Below are 22,252 nucleotides of genomic sequence, written 5' to 3'. Positions count from 1 at the left end.
TGACGCCGCAGACGCGCTCGCTTTGTCCCTGGCATTCGGTGATGACTTGTCCGCCATGGGCGGCGGTCGCGACCCTAACTTTAATCGCGTCATCACCTACCCGAGGCACGTAATTGGATGAAAATTCACCACGACATTTTTGAGCTCGGCGGATACCGCCCAACGGGCGAAACGATCGCCGCAAACTGGATGGAGAGCGACGGGCTAGTCGTGCTCTGTTCGGAGGACGGCGAGCCGCTTCTTTCCGACTTCGGGAATCCGGTGAGCGAGAAAGTCCCGAGTGGCACCGCACCAAGAATCGTCGCCGCGCGCCTAGCGACGCGCCACCACAAGGCAGACGACTCACCGTTCAATCGCCGGATCGACCCGCACGAGTACGGAAAAGTGCCGTGTTGAATTTCCGGGTCGAAGGTGACGAACTGATCGTGTTTGACGAAGGCGGGAAACAGATCGGCGACGCCTACCAGCTTTCGCCATGGCAGGACGCCGCCGAAGTCGCAGAGTGGTTGTTGAATTACCTGAAACGGTGCGATAGCACGCGCTCGGCGTAATCGCTCATGCCGCTTTCTGCCGCGAGCATGCGGGCGGCGGTTTCGACCGCTTCAAAATCGCGATCGGCGAGTGCCGTTATCAGAACCATAAACCATGCCTGTTCAATTACGCTGATCATGTTGTGATGCTCTCGGGTTTGGCTTTTCGAGCCCATTGCCGGATCGGCCGGCAGCCGGGGTCGAAAACGTGCCGAGAGACACGCAGCGCCGCCTTTAGGGCGCTTTGCGCCCATTGGACATGCACGACACCACCCCGGCCAATGCCGCACGCAAAACTGAATGTGGGGAGGTTATCTCGGTTTAGGTTTCCAGCCCGCGAGCACCATACAGGAGATTCGCGGAAATGCAAGTTAAGCCATTGATTTTATTGAATTATGTTGATTGTAAGCATTCGCGAATTATGTTCACTGGAAACATAAACGCCACCCGCCCATATCAGGCTCATGCCCCGCAAGCCAATAGAACTGCCGCCCGAAGTCGCACGCGCCTTCCTGGCCGACATGCGCGCATTCTTCGCCGCTGGCCGCAATACCATCAAGGCCGACGAGATCGCCGCGCGGCAGTTGTGGATTCTAAAGCAGCACTGGAACGGCAGGCTGCGCATCACCGACGTGAAAGCGATGTTCCTGCAAATGCGGGATGAGGCTTAGTCGACGCTGCCCGAGCCGCCTTTGCTATCGACCCACACCCCAACCGCCACGAAGGCGACAAAGGCGAGCAGCGCCAGCGCAACCGCGCCGACCAAAACCCAAAGCAATGTGAACATGCCCGTGCTACCGCTTTTGCTACCGAACTGCGCGGTACGGGTTGCGACGGGATGGCACCGAAGATGATGCCGGATCGAAATTTCCTAGATTTTTCAGGCTTGGAAGGGATCAACTGATCCTAACAGGTACGGTCTTTCCAGAATTTGGAGACCGGTGCTCTACCAATTGAGCTACACTCCTGTGAGACCGAAGCAGCGCCGTCGATCCGCGCCGTTTCAAGCATAGGCCATGCCCCATTTGCAAGGGCGAAGCCGGCCAAATGCCCTATCCAAGCGATAACTTCTGCGCCACACTTCACCCAAGCCGCCAAGAGCACACGGGAGAAGACCATGAACGCCCAGATTGCCGCGAAACACGCCAGCCCCCCGCAAACGCCGTCCCTGCCCCACGCCAAGCCCGAGAGCATCGGCCTGTCGCCGTCGCGGCTCGAGAGGCTGTCCGACGCGTTCAAGCGCGAGGTCGACAAGGGAACGCTGCCGGGCGCGACCATCCTGGTCGCCCGCAAGGGCCAGATCGGCTGGTTCGACGCCATTGGCCGACAAAGCCCGGCAGATGCTCGGCCAATGGCCCACGACACCATCTTCCGCATCTTCTCCATGACCAAGCCGATCGTCTCGGTCGGCATCATGATGCTGGTCGAGGACGGCCAGCTCCTGCTTGCCGAGCCTGTGGCGAAATTCATCCCGGAATTCGCCAAGCAGAAGGTCGGCGTCGAGAGGAACGGCAGGCTCGAGCTCGTCGACGTGCCGCGGCCGATGACGGTGCAGGACCTGCTCCGGCACACCTCGGGCATCACCTACGACCACACCGGCAACAGCCTGGTGCAGCAGCTCTACAAGGAGTCGCGGCTGCGCAGCCGCAAGATCACCAATGCCGAGCATGCAGCGATGGTCGCCGAGCTGCCCTTGATCTGCCAGCCGGGAGCGGAATGGAACTATAGCCGCTCCACCGACATCCTCGGCCGCATCATCGAGGTCGTCAGCGGCAAGACGCTTGGCGCGTACCTGACCGAGCGCATCCTGGCGCCGCTGCAGATGGCCGAGACCGCCTTCTTCACCGGCGCGGAGAACGCCGCGCGCCTTGCAGAAGCTTACCCGACCGATCCCTGGACTGGCGAGAAGGTCCAGCTTTTCAACATGCTGGAGCAGCCCACGATGGAATCCGGCGGCGGCGGGCTCGTCTCCACCACCATGGACTACGCGCGCTTCTGCCAGATGCTGCTGAGCGGCGGCACGCTGGACGGCAATCGCATTGTCGGCCGCAAAACGCTCGAGCTGATGGCCTCCAATCATCTGTCCGCGGACGTGAAGATCAAGGGTGACTTCCTCCCGCCCGGTCACAGTTTTGGACTCGGCTTCGCTGTGCGCCTGGAGACCGGCATGGCCCCGATCCTCGGCTCGGCCGGCCAGTTCTTCTGGAGCGGCATGGCCGGCACCTTCTTCTGGATCGACCCGAAGGAAGATCTGTTCGCCGTGTTCATGATGCAGGGCCCCGGCCAGCGCCAGCACACGCGCACCCTGGTGCGCAATCTGGTGTACGCGGCGGTGGAGTGACCCCGAAGGGGTCATCCCGGGGCGCTCGCGTTCGCGAGCGAACCCGGGATCTCGAAGTTGCGGCGCGAGATTCCGGGTTCGCGCTTCGCGCGCCCCGGAATGACAGCACATGATCAACTGATCGTCGCGCCTCCGTCGATCACCATGGTCTGGCCGGTCATGAAGTCGCCGGCCTTCGAACCCATGAACACGGCTGCGCCCGCGATCTCGTCTGGAATGCCGATGCGCAGAAGCGGCGAGCGCGCGGTTGACGCTTTCAAGTTCTCCGGATTTTCCCACAGCGCCTTGGCAAAATCGGTCTTGATCAGGCCGGGCGCGATGCAGTTCACGCGGATGTTGTGCTTGCCGTATTCGCAGGCGAGGTTTCGCGCGAGCTGCATGTCGGCGGCCTTGGAGATCGCGTAGGCGCCAAGGATCGTCGAGCCCTTCAAGCCGCCGATCGAGGAGACGATGATGATCGAGCCGTCCTTGCGCTCGATCATCTGCGGCACCACCATCGAGATCAGCCAGTTGTTGGCGACGATGTTGTTGTCGAGGATTTTCCGGAATTGATCGTCGGAGATGCCGCCGAGCGGGCCATAGTAAGGGTTCGACGCCGCGTTGCAGACCAGAACGTCGATCTTGCCGAAGGCGCGGTTACTCTCGTCGACGAGGTTTTGCAGGTTTTCCTTCGACGAGATGTTGGCTGATATCGCGACCGCCGTCCCCTTCCCGTAACTGTGGTTGATCTCCTTCGCCACGGCGTCACAGACATCGGCCTTGCGCGAGGAGATCACGACCTTCGCGCCATGCTCGGCCATGCGCTCGGCAATGGCGCGCCCGATGCCGCGCGTCGAGCCGGTGATGACGGCGACCTTTCCCTTCATGTCGAACAGGCTCATGGTTTCCTCCCAGATTTGTTGTCTTTGCTCTTATCGTCATTCCGGGACACGCGCAGCGTGGACCCGGAATCTCGAGATTCCGGGTTCGGTCCTGCGGACCGCCCCGGAATGACAGTCACGCCAATTTCCCCGTCTCCACCTCCGGTCCCGCCGGCTGATGCATGGCCTTGTGCCGCTCATCGGCGATCCATGGCTGCTGATTCACAAACGGCAGCCGCCAGCTCGAGCGGTCGGCGGTTGCGAAATGATCGAGCCGGGTCACCGAGCAATTGTCGATATCGAAGGAGAGCCCCTGCTCCACCAGACCACCGAGCGCGAGGCCCACGGCGGCCTTGATGGTGCCGCCATGGCCAACGGCGATCACGTCGCGGCCCGCGTGCGCAGCGGTAAGGCGATCGATCGCAGCCTTGGTGCGGTTATAGAGGTCCATAAAACTCTCGCCGCCCGGAGTGGGCTCGTTGATATCGGCAAACCAGTGGCTGCCGGCCGGCCGCGACGCGATGAACGCGGCACGGCTCGTGCCCTGCCACGTCCCAAGATGCTGCTCGGCGAATGCAGCCTCCCTCGCCATGCCGGCCGGCTTCGGAAAGCCGGCGGCCCAGACCGCTTCTGCGGTCTGATGCGTGCGTTGCAAATTGCTTGCGACCCACACCGCATTGCGCGGCAGGATCTTTGCTACCGCTTCGAACACTTCGGCATCGGACGTATCGCAGGCGATGTCGGTCTGGCCATAGATGTTGCCGCCGTCGCTCCTGACCGGCGCATGCCGCACCCACCACCAGCGCGTGACCACCACTTTCCTGTCGGTATTGGACATCGCAAAAAATCCTTCCCTACTCTCAGCCGCCGTCGTACGTGAGTGCGCGCGTCGTCTCAAGTGACTCCTGCTGTCACTTGAACGTTTGAAACCATGTTTGAAATTCCGCAAAGCGGGAAGCGTCAGGGAGAAGCTCATGGGCCGCATCGAAGGCAAATCCGTCATCATCACCGGCGCCGGGAGCGGCATCGGGCGCGCGGCCTCGCTGATGTTTACAAAAGAAGGCGCAAAACTGATCGCGGTCGACCGTACCGATGGCGTCAACGAGACCGTCGATCTCGTGAAGAAAGCCGGCGGCACCGCGCAGGCCGTGCAGGCCGATGCCGGCTCGGAGAAGGATGTCGTCGCCTACATCGGCAAGGCGCTCTCGGCTTACGGCAGGCTGGACGCGATCTGGGCCAATGCGGGCATTTCCGGCGGCCTCGTGCCGCTCGCCGAGCAGACCGTCGAGCACTGGCAGGAGATCCTGCGCATCAACCTGATCGGGCCGTTCCTCGCGGTCAAGCACTCCATACCTCATCTGACCAAACAGGGACACGGCGCGATCGTCTGCACCGCGTCCGTCGCCGGCTTGAAGAGTGGCGCCAGCGGACACCCTTATGCCGCGAGCAAGGCCGGCGTGATCAGCCTGGTGCAGACCACGGCCTATTCGCTCACCGGCACGGGCGTGCGCATCAACGCGGTCTGTCCCGGCCTGATCGAGACCGGCATGACCAGGCCGATCTTCGAACGCGCCAAGGAACGCGGCACCTCCGACAAGATCGGCCAGCTCAATCCGCTGAAGCGCGCCGGCCAGCCGCACGAGATCGCGGCGATGGCGCTGTTTCTCGCGAGCGACGAGGCGTCCTACGTCAACGGCCAGGCATTCCCGGTCGATGGCGGCCTCACCGCATCGATGCCGTATACGGGGAAGCCGGTGTAGTTTCAGTCGCATCTCTCTCCGTCGTCATTCCGGGACGCGCCGTGAGGCGCGGGCCCGGAATCCATAACCCCAGCCGGTGGTTATGGATTCCGGGCTCAACGCTTGCGCGTCGCCCCGGAATGACGAGGCACTTGGGCACAGATACGTATTCTCGCGACTCAATTTCGTCCGAGTTATTCAATCAATACCCTCTTCGAGAACAAGGGCGCAGGGAACACCGGGTGTCTGGCACACCCGTAAGTCTCGTGTGCAGGTAAGCGCAAAGAACGCACACGAGTTAAACTACAGGTACGCCGCAACAGTCCGGCATTCCCTGCGCAATGGTTTACGGCTTATACGCGCTCTCCTCGGTGTACCGGGCTTGTTAGCCACCGTCCCCCCGGGCTCATGACCCGGGGGTTGATCCCAGCGTCGGGAGATCAGGACCACGCGATTTCGCTCGTCCGCGGCAACATCACTCGTCAGTTGATGCGCCCGCGTCCACCGCATCCCGCACCCACGTTCGTGACGATCGCGAAGCGCCCCTCTTGCGGGCGGGACGTGCGGAGACAACCATATATTTCTGAAAAACGAAAGCAGAATATTTTTTGCAGAGGGGCTTGACATCCTTCCGATTATCGGAATTGATTTGCCTGTCGGGCAGCGTCGAGCAAGGGCACATGAAGAAAGTAAGGGTTGGTCTCGCCGGCTGCGGCTTCGTCTCCGAACTGCACATGTATGCGTACCGGCGCGTCTATGGCATCGATGTCGAGGTGAATGCGGTTGCGGCGCGGGGCGATCATGTCGTCGAATTTGCCAAACGACACGGCATCCTCGCAACCTATCGCAGCTTCGCCGAGCTGGTCGCTGACCGCGACATCGACGTCATCGATATCTGCACGCCGCCCAACCTGCACGCGTCGATGATCGTGGAGGCCATGCGGGCGGCCAAGCATGTGATCTGCGAAAAGCCGTTCGCGGGCTATTTCGGCCGCGAGGGCGACAAGGCTCCGATCGGCAAGCATGTCGCTAAAGCGCTGATGTATGAGCGCGTCTGCGAGGAGATGGCGAAGACGGCGGCCGCGATCAAAGAGACCGGAAAACTCTTCATGTATGCCGAGGACTGGGTCTACGCGCCGGCGGTGACCAAGACCGCGGAAGTCCTGCGCGCCACCAAGGACAAGATCCTGTTCATGAAAGGCGAGGAGAGCCACTCCGGCTCGCACGCGGCGCATGCCGCGCAATGGGCGATGACCGGCGGCGGCTCGCTGATCCGGATGGGGTGTCATCCCTTGTCGGCGGTGCTCTTTCTGAAGCAGGTCGAGGCGAAAGCGCGCGGCGAGAGTATTCGCGTCGCCAGCGTCACCTGCGATGTCGGCCATGTCGCGGCCTGTCTGAAGCCCGACGAGCGCGCCTATATCAAAGCCAATCCGGTGGACGTGGAGGATTGGGGCACGCTCACCCTCACCTTCTCCGATGGCACCAAGGCGACGATCTTCTCCGGCGACATGATCATGGGCGGCGTGCGCAACCTGATCGAGACCTATACTTCGGGCGGCTCGCTGTTCGCCAATATCACACCGAACACTCACCTGATGAGCTACCAGACCAACGAGGAGAAGTTGGCCTCCGTCTACATCACCGAGAAGGTCGATCGCAAAACCGGCTGGCAATATGTCTGCCTCGAGGAGGAATGGACCCGCGGCTATTTGCAGGAGATCCAGGACTTCATGGAATGTGCCGCCACCGGCCGGCAGCCGCTGTCCGATCTCGCGCTGGCGCAGGAGACGATCCGGGTGAACTACGCGGGCTATTGGGCCGCGGATGAAGGGCGACGGGTCAAGTTGTGACGCTGCCACTCGCCCCCCTGCCGCAGGATGGGTAGAGCAAAGCGAAACCCGTCTCTTGTTACCGCAAACGCGATGGGCTTCGCTGCGCTCTACCCATCCCACCGATGGAGACTTCATAATGGACAGGCACTTGCTCGCGATGCTGTTTGGCTGCGCCACTCTGCTTCTTGCTGCGAGCGCTGACGCCCGCTCCCCATACGACGGCGCGTGGAACATCACGTTTGTTACGCAAAGCGGTGATTGCAGCCCGGCCTACAATTACTCGGTCAACATAGAGAATGGCGTGATCACGTCGCCTAACGTGGCGACTTTCAGGGGCGCTGTCACGAGTTCCGGTACAGTTCGTGCGTCCGTTACCGTGCAGGACAAGCACGCAGCGGGGTCGGGCAAGCTAGCTAGGGCGCGCTCTGGGCCGAGGGACCTGGATCGGTTGGTCTGAAGGGCAGCGGTGCGCGGGCTCCTGGACAGCCCAGCGGTCATTTTAGGCTGGTAGGGCGCATTAGATTAGCCCTGCAAACCTACGCCAAAGCGAGCAGGCTTCTCGCCTTCGCGGGCGAATAGTCGACCGGGGTGAGCACGCGATCTTCGATTTCACCCACCATCAAACCGTGCTCGGCATGGGTGACGCGCTTGATCTCGGTCCATTCGGCGTCGGCCATGAAGGCCGCCCATTGCCTGGTCTTGGTCGCCTCGTCCGGCCATTCCAGGAGATAGACGAACTCGGTCCGCTCACCCAATTTGGTCTCCCACATCGCGACGATCTTGAAGCCGTAGCGCGTCTGCATGATCCGCGCGGCGTGATCGCGGAAGCGCGCGTGGAATTTAACCTTGTTCTTCTCGAAGATTTCGTAGATGCGCAGTTGCTGGATCATGGCGGTCTCCTTTGGATGAGGAGATAGGTCCGCAGCGCCAGGATGCAACGTCAATGCCCTCGTCATTCCGGGGCGACGCGCAAGCGTCGAGCCCGGAATCCATAACCATAGCCGGTGGATATGGATTCCGGGCCCGCGCCTCACGGCGCGTCCCGGAATGACGACGGAGAAAAAGGCGCGCCCTTCCGACACGCCCTTGTCTCTCTTCAAGCCGCGCCGGCCTTCTGCGCGTATTCCCAGGAGGCTTTCGCCAACGGCACGGTGCGCTTGGCGGACTCCATGGCCTTGGCATTGGCTGCGGTGCCGTCGCGGATACGGCCGGCAATGCCTTGCGTGATGCCGGCGAGGCGGAACAGGTTGTAGGCGAAGTACCAGTTCAGATCGGGCACGGCGGTGCCCGCAACCCTGCAATAGATCGCGGCGGCCTCTTCCATGCTCGGAATGTTGAGCGCCTTCAGGTCGACGCCGGTCAGCCCCGGCATGGTCCATTGCATCAACAGATAGGTGAAATCGGCCATGGGATCGCCGAGCGTCGATAGCTCCCAGTCGAGCACCGCCTTCACCCGCGGTTCGGTCGGGTGAAAGATCATGTTGTCGAGGCGATAGTCGCCGTGCACGATCGAGATGCGCTTCTGCTCCGGCAACGTCCTCGGCAGCCACTCGATCAGCTTCTCGACTTCCGGAATGTGCTGGGTCTCGGAGGCACGATACTGCTTGGTCCAGCGGTCGACCTGGCGGGCGAAATAATTTCCGGGCCGGCCGAAGTCACCAAGGCCGATTTTTTCGGGATCGAAATTGTGCAGATGCGCGAGCGTCTCGATCTTGCTGACGAAGATTTTGCGCCGCGCGTCGGGCGTCTGGCTCGGCAGCGTGGGATCCCAGAACACCCGGCCCTCCTCCATCGACATGATGTAGAAGGCCGCCCCGATCACGCTGTCGTCGGTGCAGAGCGCGTAGGCATGCGCGACCGGAAATTTCTGCTTCGACAGAGCATCGATGACGCGGAACTCGCGGTCGACCGCGTGCGCCGAGGGCAACAATTTGCCGAAGGGCTTGCGGCGCATCACGTAGGAACGGTCGGGCGTGTCGAGCCGATAGGTCGGATTGGACTGGCCGCCCTTGAACTGCAGGACTGTCAGAGGTCCCCGATAGCCATCGACGTGGCCGGACATCCAGCGGTCAAGGCTGACCTCGTCGATCCGATGCCGTTCCTCGACCGGCTTGGTGCCGGAAAATTCCTCGTCTCTCCTGACGCCGTCGGCCACTATGGCGCTCCCTCATTCTTTTCTTATCCGTCATTCCGGGGCGATGCGAAGCATCGAACCCGGAATCTCGAGATTCCGGGCTCGCGTCTTCGACGCGTCCCGGAATGACGGCCGAGAGGAACGCAGGTGTAAGCACTCCCCTCAGTGTGTCGTCGGAGAGTTTGCATACTTCCGAAGTTCAAGTCTGGCAATGGCGCGGTTATGGACCTCGTCCGGGCCATCCGCCAGGCGCATGGTGCGCATCGAGGCGTAGTCGCGGGCCAGCCCCGCATCGTCGGACACGCCGGCGCCGCCAAAGGCCTGGATCGCCTGGTCGAGGATCTTCAGCGCCATGTTGGGCGCGGCGACCTTGATCATGGCGATCTCGAGCTGCGCGGTCTTGTTGCCGACCTTGTCCATCATGTCGGCGGCCTTGAGGCACAGCAGCCGGTTCATCTCGATGTCGGTGCGAGCTTCCGCGATGCGCTGCTCCCAAATCGAATATTCGATGATCTTCTTGCCGAAAGCGGTGCGCGACATCAGCCGCTTGACCATCTTCTCCAGCGCCTCCTCGGCCTTGCCGATGGTGCGCATGCAGTGATGGATGCGGCCCGGACCAAGCCGGCCCTGCGCGATCTCGAAACCGCGACCCTCGCCGAGCAGGATGTTCTCCTTCGGCACGCGCACGTTATCGAGGCGCACCACGCCGTGGCCGTGCGGCGCATCGTCGAAGCCGAACACCGGCAGCATCTTCTCGATGGTGATGCCGGGGGTGTCGAGCGGCACCAGGATCTGCGACTGCTGCTGATGGCGCGCGGCATTGGGATCGGTCTTGCCCATCAGGATTGCGATCTTGCAGCGGGGATCGCCGACGCCGGACGACCACCATTTGCGGCCGTTAATGACGTAGTGATCGCCATCGCGCTCGATGCGGGTCTCGATGTTGGTGGCGTCGGAGGAGGCCACCGCCGGCTCCGTCATCAGGAAGGCGGAGCGGATCTCGCCGTTCATGAGCGGCTTCAGCCATTTGCGCTTCTGCTCCCTCGTGCCGTAGCGCATGAACACTTCCATGTTGCCGGTGTCGGGCGCCGAGCAATTGAACACTTCCGAGGCCCAGCCGATGTGGCCCATCTCCTCGGAGAGCGGCGCGTATTCGAGGTTAGTCAATCCCGCGCCACGAAATTCATCGTCCTCATGAGCGGACGGCGGCAGGAACATGTTCCAGAGGCCCTCGGCCTTCGCCTTCTTCTTCAATTCTTCCAGGATCGGGATCACTTTCCAGCGCGGACCCTCGGCATCCTGCTGCTTGTAGATCGGCACCGCCGGGCGGACATGCTGATTCATGAAGGCCTGCACCCGGCCGAGCCATTCCTTCTGCCTGTCCGACATCGTGAAATCCATGGGACGCTCCTCACCTGCTCTGAAGAATTAGGCCGCACTGTCTTCCCGCTCCTCGCGCGCCGCAAGGCCTTGAGCCGGCAGGCGCGTGACGACGGAAGTGTGAGGGCCGGAAATTTGCGCCGTGCGAAACTGGCGCATTGACATTTCCCGCCGTTAAAACGATAGTTTCATACAAATGTTTGAAATGCAACACTCCTAGCGCAGCCCTGTCATTCCGGGGCGACGCGTCAGCGTCGAACCCGGAATCCGGAGGTGATCGCGCGAGATTCCGGGCTCGCGCTTCGCGCGCCCCGGAATGACGGAAAAGGCTGAAGCCATGCCAAGCGATCAGACCAGAACCGCCATTCTCGCCGCCGCTGAGCGGCTCTATGCCGACCGCGGCTTCGGCGACGTGACGCTCCGCGACATCGTCGCCGAGGCCAACGTCAACCTCGCCGCGGTAAATTATCATTTCGGCTCCAAGGACGAGCTGATCGCCGAATTGTTCGTGACCCGCAGCCTCGCGCTCAACAAGGAGCGCTTGCGGGAATTGCGCGAGGCGGAAGAAGCCGGCAACGGCCGCGCCGATATTTCCGAGGTGCTGCGCGCCCTCGTCGGTCCGACCCTGCGCGGCTGTCTGGGGCCGGAGAACCAGCGCTCGACGCCGGCGCGCTTCATGATCCGCGTCAGCATAGAGTCGGTGCCGGCGATCCGCCGCATCCGCAACCGCGAGATCGACCATTTGCGGAAATTCATCGCCGCGATGCGGCGCTCACTGCCGGACCGCAGCGACGTCGAGCTCTATTGGGGCCTGCATTTCGCGCTCGCGATGGCGCAGCAGACCGTGCGCGACAGCGAGCGGCTGGCGAAGCTGTCTGACGGCAAATGCGACGTCGACGACGTCGAGGGTGTTATCGATCGTGTGGTGGATGTCGCCGTGATGGGGCTGGTGCGCGGCGCGATGGCCGGCAGAGTCGCCGCCCCGCGTGCCGCTGCAACCGCTAGATGACCTTCTGCGCCTTCAGCGCATCGAGCTTCGCGTCATCATAGCCGAGCCTGGACAAGAGAATTTCGCGGGTATGCTCGCCCAGCCGCGGCGGATAGCGATACTCCTTCACGGGCGTGCCGGAGAAGGTCAGCGCGTTGCGGATCAATGACAGCGAATGCTCGTAGGGGTGATCGACCTTCACCTCCATGCCGCGCGAGCGGACATGCGGATCGGCGAACACCTGCGCGAAATCGTTGATGGGACCGGAGGGCACGCCAACCTTCTCCAGTTCGCCCAGCCAATAGGCGACCGGCTTCTTCAGGAACAAGCCGGCGTAGATCGCCATGATCTCCTTGCCGTGCTTCACACGGTCGTTGTTCTTGATGAACTTCGGATCAGTCGCGAGTTCGGGAGCGCCGAGCACCTGGCAGGTGCGTGCGAACTGTCCGTCATTGCCGACCACCACCATCAATTCACCGTCGGTACAGCGGAACACGCCGGCCGGCATGCCGCCATTGCCCCAGGTGCCGCGCCGCGGCGGGATCTTGCCGTTGACGAGATAGATCTGGAGCCAATGCGACAGCGAGGCGATCACGGTGTCGAACAGGCAGACGTCCAGACGCTGTCCCTCCCCGCCATTGGCGTCCCGATGATAGAGCGCGGAGAGAATTGCTATCGAGGTGTTCATCCCGGTCATGTAGTCGACGATGGAGGGGCCGACCTTCATCGGGCCCTCGCCGGGTTCGCCGTCGATGTGACCGGTGACGCTCATCAGGCCGCCCATCGCTTGCAAGATCGCATCATAACCGGCGCGCGGCGCGTAGGGTCCGGTCTGGCCGAAGCCGGTCACCGAGCAATAGATGATGCCGGGGTTGATTGACTTGATCGACTCATAGTCCAGCCCGTAACGCTTGAGGTCGCCGACCTTGTAATTCTCCATGAAGACGTCGACGTCTTTCGCGAGTTCGCGAATGATTTCCTGCCCTTCGGGTGAAGCGATATTCACCGTGACCGAACGCTTGTTGCGGTTGGCGCAGAGATAGAACGAATTGTTGTTGTTCTGCTTGCCCTCGGGATCGACGAGATAGGGCGGACCGAACGCGCGCGCGTCGTCGCCGGTACCGGGCCGCTCGATCTTGATCACGTCGGCGCCGAGATCGCCCAGCATTTGCGCCGACAAGGGACCGGCGAGCACGCGCGTGAGATCAAGGATCTTGATGCCTGAAAGCGGCAGGGCCGACATAACGCTTCCTCCGGAATGGTTTTGTCGCGCGGGGAATGATCGCCAGCGCACGACCACGTTGGCGATACACTATTTTCCGCGCCTGAGCACTGCGTTATCAGCATGAAGCCATGGGGAACGCTCATTTCGACACATTGCCGGAAGACCGTCGCGAGGCCGCGCTTGGTGCCCTTCGCTCCGTCATCGGTCCGGTTCCGATCGATGCGGCGATACCACTCACGGAAGGCGCGACGACGGCGGCGGTGTTCCGGATCGACGCCGGCGCCCACCGGTATCTCTTGCGTGTCGAAGGCGCGCCAAGCCCGCTGCGCAATCCCCATCAATATATCTCCATGCGCACCGCGGCCGATGCCGGCATTGCCCCGCGCCTTCATTATTTCGACGAGGCCGCCCGCGTTGCGGTGACCGATTTCATCGACCAGCAACCGCTCCGCCTTTATCCGGGCGGACCGCTCGCGCGGGCGGAAGCGCTTGGCAGGCTGCTGCGAGAGCTGCAGGCAACGCCGGTCTTTCCCTATTTCGTCGACTATCCCGCTATCGTCGCGCGCTTGTGGGCCCATGTCTGCCGCACCGGCCTCTTCGCGCCCGGGGTGCTCGATCCCATCAACGAACGCCTCGCCGCAATCCGCAGAGTCTATGTCTGGAATCGCGCTGATTCCGTTTCCTGCCACAACGATCCGGTCCCGAACAACGTGCTGTTCGATGGTCGGCGCCTCTGGCTGATCGATTGGGAGTCAGCCTATCGCAACGACCCTCTCATCGACGTGTCGATCCTGTCGGAGCATCTCGCGCGCAGCCCGGAAATGGAGGAAGCGCTGCTGCGGGCCTGCCTGGGCCGGCTTCCGGACGAAGCGCTGCGCGAGCGGCACAAGCTGGTGCGCGCCCTCACCCGTCTCTATTATGCAGGCGTCTTTCTCAGCTTCTCCGCGACGATCTCTCGCGCGCGCTCGGACGCGAGCTTCATTGCCCCCTCTCTCGCCGCCTATGAGCAAGCATTTTGCACCGGTCGGCTTAAGCCGCGAACGCCGGCGGCCTGGCACGTGCTGGGCAAAATGTTCCTGACGTCGTTCCTGACGGGCTGCCCGACGCCAAGCTTTGAGCCGCTTACCTAGCTAGCGACCAGTTCTCCCGGAACGCCGCTGCAACTCTTGCCAACACACCAGAGCCCTGCGTTCTCGGTACAACGCGATAGTTCATTTTACCGCCAATAGCCGCGATCCCCGACCTCCGGAAAACTACGTAAGGAACCGCCCCTAAGCGGAGAACCGAAGTTTCGGTCGACGAAGACACCGTTTACCAAGACGCTGAAGAGATTCTCGGAGATTCCGATGAACCACTCGATGTACAGCGCAGATCGCACCACCCATCTAAAGATCGTGGTCGCCGCCCTGATCGCGGCGATTGCGATGACGAGCATCGCCCTCTCGTCCCATCTCACGCAAAACATCAGCGCTGTCGCCGTGGTCAAGGCCGGCAAGCCGGTCGTGATGACTAATGCTGCCATCGCACTGACCCGCTGAATGGAGGATTTCTCATGCGACGCGCAACACCGAGAGCCCGAGCCGTGGAAACCTTCGACCCTGCCATCTGGTCGATCGCAATGGCTCTCAGCGCGGCGATCGTCTATCTCGCCTGGGTGAGCTAGGCCAGCACTCCATGTGCCTCGTGAGGCCCTCTCTGCCAGGTGCATCACACCATCGCAATACAGTCGATCTCGATGTCGAACGGCCCGGTCCATTCGGGGATGCAGACATAGATGCGCGCGGGTGGGTCATTCGGGAAATACCGCGAATAGATCGCATTCACGGCCGCAAAGTGCTTCGACGAGGTGCAGAAGATGTTGCACTTCATCACGTTGTCGAGCGAGGCGCCGGCGGCTTCCAGGCACAGCTTCATCTGCGCCATGACGCGCTCGGCCTGCCATTCGATCGGCATCGGCTTCAGTTCGCCGGTGTCAGGATCGAATGGCGGTAGCCCCGAGACGAAGATCATGTTGCCGGCCCGCGTCACCGCGGACGCAGGCGCCTTGAAGCGTTCGAGCCAGCCGGAGATCGGTTCGACGCGGATCACTTCTCGTCTCATGGCATGCCTCTCGGATTGACGCGATCAGGATAGCCGATCGCGTCACTGGCATGCTTCGATGAGAGTGGAAGTGTGTCAGAACAGCCGCGCGCCGTTGGGCACTTTCTTGTCTGGCGAGAACAGCACGACGTTGCCGCCGTCGTCCGGAAATCCCAGCGTCAGCACTTCCGACATGAACTTGCCGATCTGGCGCGGCGGGAAATTGACCACGCCCGCAACTTGCCGCCCGACAAGACTGTCTGCCTCGTAATTTTGCGTGAGCTGCGCACTCGATCTCTTGGTGCCGATGCCCGCTCCAAAGTCGATCGTCAGCTTGAAGGCGGGCTTGCGCGCCTCCGGGAACGGCTCGACCGCGACGATGGTGCCGACGCGGATGTCGACGGTGAGGAACTGATCGAAGCTGATTTGCGCTGCGGGGCGCGCGGCGGGATCGTGAGCGAGATGCATGTGCAGCTTCCTTCCTTGCGCCTCACGCGGCGCCGGCGGCTTTGGCAACGCGGATATCGAGCCAGCCGAGCGCGTTGACCGAGAGCTGGTCGCCGGCGTTGATCACGACCGTTGTCGTCTCGGCTTCAATGATCGCAGGTCCCTCGATCCTGTGGCCGGGCTTGAGATCGTCGAGCGCGTAGACGTCGCATTCGCGCCAGGCGCCGAAGAAGGCTTTGCGCCGCGATCTCGGCTTGCAGGGCGCGGCCGCTGGAGCCGCCTGCGCAGCGCCCTCGCCTGCCGCGACCGCGCCAATGGCTGCGACGCGTGCATTGACGAACACGACCTCCTGGTCGCGCGAAGCGTAGGTGTAGAGCTCTTCGTGCCTGATGTGGAAGCGGTCCTCGATGTCAGCGATCAGCGACGGCGAGTCGAGATCGACGCCGTCGAGTGGCACGTCGATCTCAAAAATCTGCTCGCCATAACGCATCTCGGCGGAACGCTCGACCTTGATCTCGCCATCGAACCAGCCGCGCAGCCGTTTCACCGCGCGCTCTTCAAGCTCGGTAAAGATGCCGCGCACTTCCGCGGCAGTCGATCGCGCGCCGGTCTCGAAATGGGTGCGGCTCACCTCATAGCGCAGGTCAGAGGTCAGCATGCCCCAGGCCGAGAGCACGGAAGCGGTGGTCGGCACGATGATGCGCGTGAGCTCCAGCTCGCGCGCGACCTCAGCCGCGTGCAGGCCGGCCGCGCCTCCAAAGCTCAACAGCGCAAAGCGGCGGGGATCGACGCCGCGCCGCAGGGTCATCAGACGGATGCCGTCGGCCATCTTCAAATTCACCAAGCGGAAGACGCCCGCGGCCGCCTCGTCTCGCGTGATCTTCAGCGTAGCCGCGAGGGCATCGATCGCAGCTTCCGCAGCTTGCGTATCCAGCGGGCGCTTGCCGCCCATGAAGGCGGCCGGATCCAGATAGCCGAGCACGACGTTGGCGTCGGTCACGGTCGGCGCCGTTCCGCCCTGGGCGTAGCAGGCCGGACCCGGCACCGCGCCCGCGCTGTGCGGGCCGACATGAAAGATGCCGCCGGAATCCACCGAGGCGATCGAGCCGCCGCCGGCAGCGATCGAGGAGATGTCGAGACTGCGGAGCGCGATGCGCTCGCCGGCAAGCCCGCCATCGGCCGACAAGGTCACGCTGCTGTCGGCGATCAGGGAAATGTCGGTCGAGGTACCGCCCATGTCGAAGGCGACGAGATCGGGAATGCCGAGCATGACCGCGCAGCGCCGGCAGCCGGACATGCCGCCCGCGGGTCCCGACAACACAGTCGCCGCCGCCAGCCGCGTGGCCTCCTCGACCGGCGCCATGCCGCCGTGGGAAAGGATGATGAAGAGCGCGCCCTTGAAGCCGGCCTCGCGCAGGCGCTTCTCGAGTTGCTCGAGATAGCGCCGCACGATCGGGCGGACATAGGCGTTCACCACCGTGGTCGAGACGCGCTCATATTCCTTGATCTGCGGCAGCACGTCGCTCGAGCGCGAGATACTAATTCCAGGCAGCTCGCGCGCGAGCCGTTCGCTGGCTGCGATTTCATGCGCGGGATTGCGATAGGCGTGCAGGAAGCAGATCGCGACCGAGGTTGCGCCCGCCTCCCTGATCGCGGCGATGGCCCTGCCGAGAGACGCGTCGTCGAGCGGCGTCGACGCTTCGCCATCCGCTTTCAACCGCTCGCGCACGCCGAAGCGAAGTTCTCTTGGAACCAAAGGTTCCGGCGGCGGCGAGCGCAGATCATAGCGATTGCCCTTCAAGCCCTCGCGCATCTCGAGCACATCGCGATGGCCTTCGGTCGTGAGCAGCGCGACCTTGGCGCCCTTGCGTTCCAGGAGCGCGTTGGTCGCGACCGTGGTGCCGTGTACCAGCCGTTGCGTCTGCGCCAGCATCTCGGCGCGGGAAAGATGCAGCCGGCGCGCGAGCTCGTCGAGCCCGGCCATCACGCCGATCGATTGATCCTGCGGCGTGGACAGAGCTTTCGCGAACACGGCGCGGCCACTCTCGTCGATGGCGACGAGGTCGGTAAAGGTGCCGCCGACGTCTACTCCGATCGTCAGCATCGCCTAGTTCGCCTTCGCATCAGTAACGAGGCCCTGCAACAGGTCGCGCTCGCGCGCGGCTTGGGAGCGTTCTTCGGGCCGGCCAAAGCCTCCGCCGCCGGCCGAGCGCACTTCAAGACAATCGCCCGGACGAATCTCGATGCCGGTCTCCTTGGTGCGCAACTCGCGCGGTGGCCGCCCCTCAGACAGCAGACGGTAGCGGTGCGGCGTCGAATCCTTGCCGCCGAGCATGCCGGCCGAGCCGTATCTGACACCCTCGCCCGCGGTGTTGCCGAGCGCGATCTTTTCGGTCTCGACCACGAGATCGAGCGCGACGCCGAGCCCGCCGCGGAATTGTCCGTCGCCGCCGGAGTCCGGCAAAAACTCATGCCGGCGGAAATGCAGCGGGAAGCGCGCTTCCGCGACTTCGATGCTGCCGAATTTCAGGCCGCCCACCGCGTTCCACTCGCCGATCGACGACCAGCCGTCGCCGCCGGGCGAGGCTCCGCCGCCCGGTCTTGCATGGAACATGTGCCAGATGAAGCCGCGGCCGGTCTTCGGGTTTTCGCCCTTCACCGCGATGCGAAAGCGCCGGCCCCATCCCGCCATCACGCGATCGGGGCAGGAAGCCGAAAGCGCCTTGATGATCGCTTCGACGATTTCGTTGGAGGGATGGTTGGTGCACAGCGTGACCGGCCTGCCCGGATCAGCCCAGACGATGGTGCCCTGCTTCGCCACCACCTTCAGCGGCCGTATCGCACCGGAGTTCTTCGGCGTCTCGGGATCGATCAGATAGGCAAAGGCCATCACGACCGCGGCGTGCATGTTGGCATGCGAAGAATTGACAAAGCTCGTCACTTGCGGATCGGATTCGGAGAGGTCGATCTCGATATCGCTGCCGCGCTTGGTGACTTTGGCCGCGATGCGGATGTCGTTGTTGCCGCGGCCATCATCGTCAAGAAAGGCTTCGCCATGGAAGACGCCGTCCTTCCAGGTCTTGACCACCGCGCGCGCCTGCGCTTCCGCCGCATCGAGCACGGCCTCGACCGCGGCTTCCACGACCGGCCCAGTCATCTCAAGAAACAGCTTTTGCATGCGTCGCTCGCCGAGATGGGCGGCGCCGATCATGGCGGCGAGGTCGCCGCGGAAATCGTGGGGGTTACGGACATTGAGCGCGATCATGTCGAGGATGTCGTCGCGCAGCTTGCCCTTCTCATAAAGCTTGATCGGCGGAATGCGAATGCCTTCCTGCCAGATTTCGGTTGCGTCCGGGTTGTAGGCGCCGTGGGTGGCGCCGCCGATATCGCTCTGATGCGCGCGCACGATGGTCCAGAACAGCCGGCGCGGACCGTCGAACACCGGCACGAAGGCGGTGACATCGGGCAGATGGCTGCCGCCGTGATAGGGATCGTTCATCAGGATGACGTCGCCCGGCGCAACATCCGCAAAGCGCTCTTCCACGGCGCGTGTCGCCCAGGGCAGCGCGCCGACATGGACCGGGATGTGGTCGGCCTGCGCGATCAACCGGCTCTTGATGTCGCAAATCGCCAGCGAAAAGTCGCGGCTGGAATTGAGGATCTGCGAATAGGAGGTGCGCAGCATCGCCTCTCCCATTTCGGCGACGATGGAGCTCAGGCGATGCTGGACGACGGAACGCGTGATGGGATCAACAGTGGACATGGGCACCTGGCGCTGAGTGGGCGTCTTCCTAGTTCAGCTCTTCCTAGCCTTCTTGGCGGGCTTGGCTTTAGCGGCTTTGGCCGCCTTCTCCTTGGCGGCCTTCTCCTTCGCAGCCTGCTCACTGGCAGCCTTGACCGCCGCCTGCTCCTCCAATACCCGCTTCATGGAGCGCATATAGGAAGCGGCCGCATTGTCCGCGGTGATCTCGAGCCGCCGCGCCGCGGCAGCCGCAAGCTCGAGTGTGTGCCGAGCGAGATCCTTCAAACGTGCCTTGGCGTCCTTGTCCTTCGCCTTGGCCGCCTGCCCCATCAGCCGGCCGTGCCGCTTCTTGGCGGCGTCCACCAGAACCTTGATCTGCTTCTTCGCCACCGACCGAATGACACCATCCAGATCCGCTTCGGCCATATTCTCTTCCCGCCAAATGAAATCAGCGGGCTTGATACACTGGGTTTTTGGTTCGGGCAAACGGTGCGCAGCAACGCGAAGGGGAGCTGGCCTGACAGCTAGCCGGCCTTACGCAACGCGACGACCAGACCGGGAACGGCTGCCTTGCGGGCAAATTCGTGGACCTCGCGGCTAAGGAGCTCGACGGTCAGCCCGCACGTTGCGGCGGCGCCAGCGATATAGTCGGCGCCGTGCCGGAAACAGCCGCCTTGCGCCTGACCGTTCAGCGTACCGGCAGCGACCGCGCACGGATCGTCATCGTTGGGGAAGACGGTGAAGACGAACAGGCCGCGCGGCCGAAGACATCGCGCGACGGCTTCGAACACGGCATCGAGCCTGCCGAAATGGATGAGGGTCGCGGCACTCGTGACGACGTCGCAGCTATCAGGGTGAGCCGTCAGATACGCCATCAGGTCCGCGCAATGCAGGCTGTCATAAACATTCTTCTGCCGCGCCTGAGCCAGCATCGGCTCGGACATGTCCACGCCGATCAGATGACGGACATGCGGGCGCAGCAATGCGCCGACAAGGCCGGTTCCGCAGCCGACATCGATGACCGTATCGGCCTGAAGCGCATTCAACTGGGGCAGCGCTGCTGCAATGAGTCGATGCCCCTGATATCCGCCCGTTGCTGCGGCCGCCTTATCCCAGCGATCGGCCTGCAAGGCGTAGAGCTCTGAGATTTGTCGGTCGGTTGCGCGGCCTGGCAAGGCGCCGCCAACGGTCGCGAGCAGCATCGCGATTTCATCCGCATCACCGGGATGGCAGGACAGATGTCTTTCGAAGCAGCTCCTCGCGGCTTCCGAGCGTCCGGCGCGCGCGAGCAGGATGCCGAAGGCCTTGTGCGGGAATCCAATCATGGTCTGCGCGCATGCCAGGACTTCCGCCTGTTCGAGCGCCTGAGCGGCCCTCCCCTGATCGGCAAGCGCGAGCCCCAGATTGATCCGCGCGTGGAAATGCAGCGGATCGATCTTCAAGGCCTCATTGTAGTGCCGCTCGGCCGCCTCGTGCTCGGCAAGCTGCGAGAGGCTGAAGGCAAGCGCAGATTGCGCGTCGACGCTTGACGGATTGAGGTCTACTGCATGCCGATGGAACGGAACGGCCTCGGAGAAGCGGAACTGCTCAGCCAGCACCATCGCAAGATTGTGCGCAACGACGGCATCGGTCGGGTTGATCTCGAACGCCCGCGCAAAATGCCTGAGCGCCTCCGACAGACGGCCGGTGTGTCGCAGGATGTTGCCGAGATTGTTGTGGGCCGCATAATGCTGCGGATCGAGCGCAATGGCTTCGCGGTTCTTCACCTCGGCCAGGTCCAGACGGCCGTTCCTCACATGACGTTCAGCGATTTGCGCGAGGCTTTGCGGATCATTCCCGTCTGCCCGGGCGTGTCCACTCTGCTGGTTCATGCGTTCGCCCCCGAAAAACGGGGTATTCACACAGCAATGTGGTTAACAAGCCCTTAAGCCCGCTTCCGCCCGAAGACAGGCGTTTTCGACCTTACGCCCTTCCAGTTGAAGAAGTCGTAGTGGCCGGACCAGGCGTGGACCTCGGTATCGCAGACACTGCAGTTGAAGCTGGAGGAACGCTTCTCGTGCTGCTCTTCGCGCGTCGCCGTGTAGTTCATCCCGCAGCTCGGGCAGGTGAATTCTTCCGTCGTCCAAATGCTGTTAGCCATCCCGTCGGCCTTTTCTTCTGGTATTGTTGCGGTCGAAAGCCGAACTGCGCGGGCCTCTAGCGCGAGTTCGCGCTGAGGACTGTAGCGGCCGCGCATTGACGGACGGTTGCGACGCACGCGCTCACTCCGGGACAGCAAATTAAGACACCGCTAACTCTGGCGGGTCCCGCTGATCCGCCTCGTCACGGCTTCCAGCTCCGCCGCAAGCCCGCGATATAGGTGTCGCGCACCGCGTCGAGATCGACCTTGTCCGGGGCGATCAGCCACTGCGCCATGATCCCGCGCATCGCGCCGGAAATGGCGACGGCTTCGGCGATCGGATCGAGCTGGCTGCGGATATCGCCCTGCGCTTGCGCGGAGCGGATTTGCGCGGCGATGCGGTCGATCCATTCCTGGTTGAGGCGCGCAGCCACTTCCGCGATTACCGGCCAGCGCAAGCCCGCATTCATGACCTCATGGAAGGCGCGCAGCTTCTTCGGCCAGCCGCGGCTGTCATCGAGATAGAAGGCGATCGAGGCGATGAGCGAACGGACGCCGTCGTCCGATGGCACGTTCTGCTCGATCAGGCGCTTGCGATAATTGTTCACCGCATGCTCGGCGACGGCCGCGAGCAAATTTTCGCGGTTCTCGAAATAATGCGCCGGCAGCGCGCGGCTGTAGCCGGCCTCCTCGCCCGCTTCCGCAAGCGTGAGCTGATCGACGCCGCGCCGCGCCACGATGTCGAATGCAGCCTGCACGATCTTGGTCTCGGCCTCGCGCCGCCGTTCGGCGTGCGTGCGCCCGATCTCCGCAGGTTTTCGCAGGGCACCCGCCAT

23 protein-coding genes are annotated in these 22,252 nt (G+C 63.0%); 8 read left to right on the top strand and 15 right to left on the bottom strand.

Annotation, left to right across the window (positions count from 1 at the left end; translation table 11 throughout):
- The first annotated feature begins 117 nt into the window (after nt 1-117).
- On the top strand, nt 118-396 hold the full coding sequence (locus VKR55_RS21120; RefSeq protein WP_324406342.1) for a hypothetical protein: 279 nt from the start codon (nt 118-120) through the stop codon (nt 394-396).
- A gap of 118 nt (nt 397-514) precedes the next feature.
- Here the strand turns inward: VKR55_RS21120 and VKR55_RS21115 are convergent, their stop codons facing one another.
- Nucleotides 515-670 carry a hypothetical protein gene (locus VKR55_RS21115; RefSeq protein ID WP_324406341.1) on the bottom strand — a complete coding sequence of 52 codons (156 nt, stop codon included), beginning with the start codon at nt 668-670 and terminating at the stop codon, nt 515-517.
- A gap of 324 nt (nt 671-994) precedes the next feature.
- On the opposite strand from VKR55_RS21115, the gene VKR55_RS21110 reads away from it, so the two are divergent.
- Together VKR55_RS21110 and VKR55_RS21105 are read left to right on the top strand one after the other, a co-directional pair.
- A complete protein-coding gene (locus VKR55_RS21110) occupies nt 995-1,201 on the top strand; it encodes a hypothetical protein (RefSeq protein WP_324406339.1) in 207 nt (68 codons plus the stop codon).
- 446 nt (nt 1,202-1,647) lie between these two features.
- On the top strand, nt 1,648-2,871 hold the full coding sequence (locus tag VKR55_RS21105; protein ID WP_324406338.1) for a serine hydrolase domain-containing protein: 1,224 nt from the start codon (nt 1,648-1,650) through the stop codon (nt 2,869-2,871).
- 113 nt (nt 2,872-2,984) lie between these two features.
- On the opposite strand, the gene VKR55_RS21100 is transcribed toward VKR55_RS21105, so the two are convergent.
- Nucleotides 2,985-3,752 (bottom strand): SDR family NAD(P)-dependent oxidoreductase, encoded by a 768-nt coding sequence (locus tag VKR55_RS21100; RefSeq protein ID WP_324406337.1) that lies wholly within the window; start codon nt 3,750-3,752, stop codon nt 2,985-2,987.
- Between the two features lie 115 nt (nt 3,753-3,867).
- A complete protein-coding gene (locus tag VKR55_RS21095; RefSeq protein WP_324406335.1) occupies nt 3,868-4,569 on the bottom strand; it encodes a histidine phosphatase family protein in 702 nt (233 codons plus the stop codon).
- A 136-nt stretch (nt 4,570-4,705) separates the two neighbouring features.
- Between VKR55_RS21095 and VKR55_RS21090 the strand changes: the two genes are divergently transcribed.
- Nucleotides 4,706-5,491 carry an SDR family NAD(P)-dependent oxidoreductase gene (locus VKR55_RS21090; protein ID WP_324406333.1) on the top strand — a complete coding sequence of 262 codons (786 nt, stop codon included), beginning with the start codon at nt 4,706-4,708 and terminating at the stop codon, nt 5,489-5,491.
- Nucleotides 5,492-6,150: 659 nt separating this feature from the next.
- Nucleotides 6,151-7,320: a Gfo/Idh/MocA family protein gene (locus VKR55_RS21085; RefSeq protein WP_324406332.1), complete on the top strand. Its 1,170-nt coding sequence runs from the start codon at nt 6,151-6,153 to the stop codon at nt 7,318-7,320.
- 518 nt (nt 7,321-7,838) lie between these two features.
- Here VKR55_RS21085 and VKR55_RS21080 read toward each other — a convergent pair.
- The 3 genes from VKR55_RS21080 to VKR55_RS21070 form a co-directional block, all read right to left on the bottom strand.
- The gene (locus VKR55_RS21080; protein ID WP_324406330.1) at nt 7,839-8,192 is read right to left on the bottom strand and encodes an NIPSNAP family protein; all 354 of its coding nucleotides are present in this window, start codon (nt 8,190-8,192) and stop codon (nt 7,839-7,841) included.
- Nucleotides 8,193-8,398: 206 nt separating this feature from the next.
- On the bottom strand, nt 8,399-9,457 hold the full coding sequence (locus VKR55_RS21075) for a phosphotransferase family protein (protein WP_324406328.1): 1,059 nt from the start codon (nt 9,455-9,457) through the stop codon (nt 8,399-8,401).
- 141 nt (nt 9,458-9,598) lie between these two features.
- The gene (locus VKR55_RS21070) at nt 9,599-10,837 is read right to left on the bottom strand and encodes an acyl-CoA dehydrogenase family protein (RefSeq protein ID WP_324406326.1); all 1,239 of its coding nucleotides are present in this window, start codon (nt 10,835-10,837) and stop codon (nt 9,599-9,601) included.
- Nucleotides 10,838-11,153: 316 nt separating this feature from the next.
- Between VKR55_RS21070 and VKR55_RS21065 the strand changes: the two genes are divergently transcribed.
- Nucleotides 11,154-11,825, top strand: coding sequence for a TetR/AcrR family transcriptional regulator (locus VKR55_RS21065; protein ID WP_324406325.1), 672 nt, complete (start codon nt 11,154-11,156; stop codon nt 11,823-11,825).
- Here the strand turns inward: VKR55_RS21065 and VKR55_RS21060 are convergent.
- A complete protein-coding gene (locus tag VKR55_RS21060) occupies nt 11,818-13,047 on the bottom strand; it encodes a CaiB/BaiF CoA transferase family protein (RefSeq protein ID WP_324406323.1) in 1,230 nt (409 codons plus the stop codon). The two genes, VKR55_RS21065 and VKR55_RS21060, sit on opposite strands and share 8 nt — an antisense overlap.
- A gap of 110 nt (nt 13,048-13,157) precedes the next feature.
- Between VKR55_RS21060 and VKR55_RS21055 the strand changes: the two genes are divergently transcribed.
- The gene (locus VKR55_RS21055; protein ID WP_324406322.1) at nt 13,158-14,159 is read left to right on the top strand and encodes a phosphotransferase; all 1,002 of its coding nucleotides are present in this window, start codon (nt 13,158-13,160) and stop codon (nt 14,157-14,159) included.
- A gap of 216 nt (nt 14,160-14,375) precedes the next feature.
- Entirely contained in the window at nt 14,376-14,567 is a 192-nt protein-coding gene (locus tag VKR55_RS21050) for a hypothetical protein (protein ID WP_324406320.1), read from the top strand.
- A gap of 169 nt (nt 14,568-14,736) precedes the next feature.
- On the opposite strand, the gene VKR55_RS21045 is transcribed toward VKR55_RS21050, so the two are convergent.
- The 8 genes from VKR55_RS21045 to VKR55_RS21010 all read right to left on the bottom strand — a co-directional run bounded on the left by VKR55_RS21045 (nt 14,737) and on the right by VKR55_RS21010 (nt 22,252).
- Nucleotides 14,737-15,129: a Rid family hydrolase gene (locus tag VKR55_RS21045; protein WP_324406319.1), complete on the bottom strand. Its 393-nt coding sequence runs from the start codon at nt 15,127-15,129 to the stop codon at nt 14,737-14,739.
- A gap of 75 nt (nt 15,130-15,204) precedes the next feature.
- Nucleotides 15,205-15,576: a tRNA-binding protein gene (locus tag VKR55_RS21040; protein ID WP_324406316.1), complete on the bottom strand. Its 372-nt coding sequence runs from the start codon at nt 15,574-15,576 to the stop codon at nt 15,205-15,207.
- A gap of 22 nt (nt 15,577-15,598) precedes the next feature.
- On the bottom strand, nt 15,599-17,659 hold the full coding sequence (locus VKR55_RS21035; RefSeq protein WP_324406315.1) for a hydantoinase/oxoprolinase family protein: 2,061 nt from the start codon (nt 17,657-17,659) through the stop codon (nt 15,599-15,601).
- Between the two features lie 3 nt (nt 17,660-17,662).
- Complete coding sequence (locus tag VKR55_RS21030) at nt 17,663-19,318, bottom strand: hydantoinase B/oxoprolinase family protein (protein ID WP_324406313.1); 1,656 nt, start codon at nt 19,316-19,318, stop codon at nt 17,663-17,665.
- A gap of 33 nt (nt 19,319-19,351) precedes the next feature.
- Nucleotides 19,352-19,723, bottom strand: a complete 372-nt coding sequence (locus VKR55_RS21025; protein ID WP_324406312.1) for a hypothetical protein — start codon at nt 19,721-19,723, stop codon at nt 19,352-19,354.
- 98 nt (nt 19,724-19,821) lie between these two features.
- The gene (locus tag VKR55_RS21020; RefSeq protein ID WP_324406310.1) at nt 19,822-21,168 is read right to left on the bottom strand and encodes a tetratricopeptide repeat protein; all 1,347 of its coding nucleotides are present in this window, start codon (nt 21,166-21,168) and stop codon (nt 19,822-19,824) included.
- Nucleotides 21,169-21,221: 53 nt separating this feature from the next.
- A complete protein-coding gene (locus VKR55_RS21015) occupies nt 21,222-21,437 on the bottom strand; it encodes a hypothetical protein (RefSeq protein WP_324406309.1) in 216 nt (71 codons plus the stop codon).
- A gap of 182 nt (nt 21,438-21,619) precedes the next feature.
- A complete protein-coding gene (locus VKR55_RS21010; protein ID WP_324406308.1) occupies nt 21,620-22,252 on the bottom strand; it encodes a TetR/AcrR family transcriptional regulator in 633 nt (210 codons plus the stop codon).

It is taken from the genome of Bradyrhizobium sp. (genome assembly GCF_035309285.1).
Taxonomy (GTDB): Bacteria; Pseudomonadota; Alphaproteobacteria; order Rhizobiales; family Xanthobacteraceae; genus Bradyrhizobium.
This window is presented reverse-complemented; position numbering and strand designations above follow the sequence as displayed.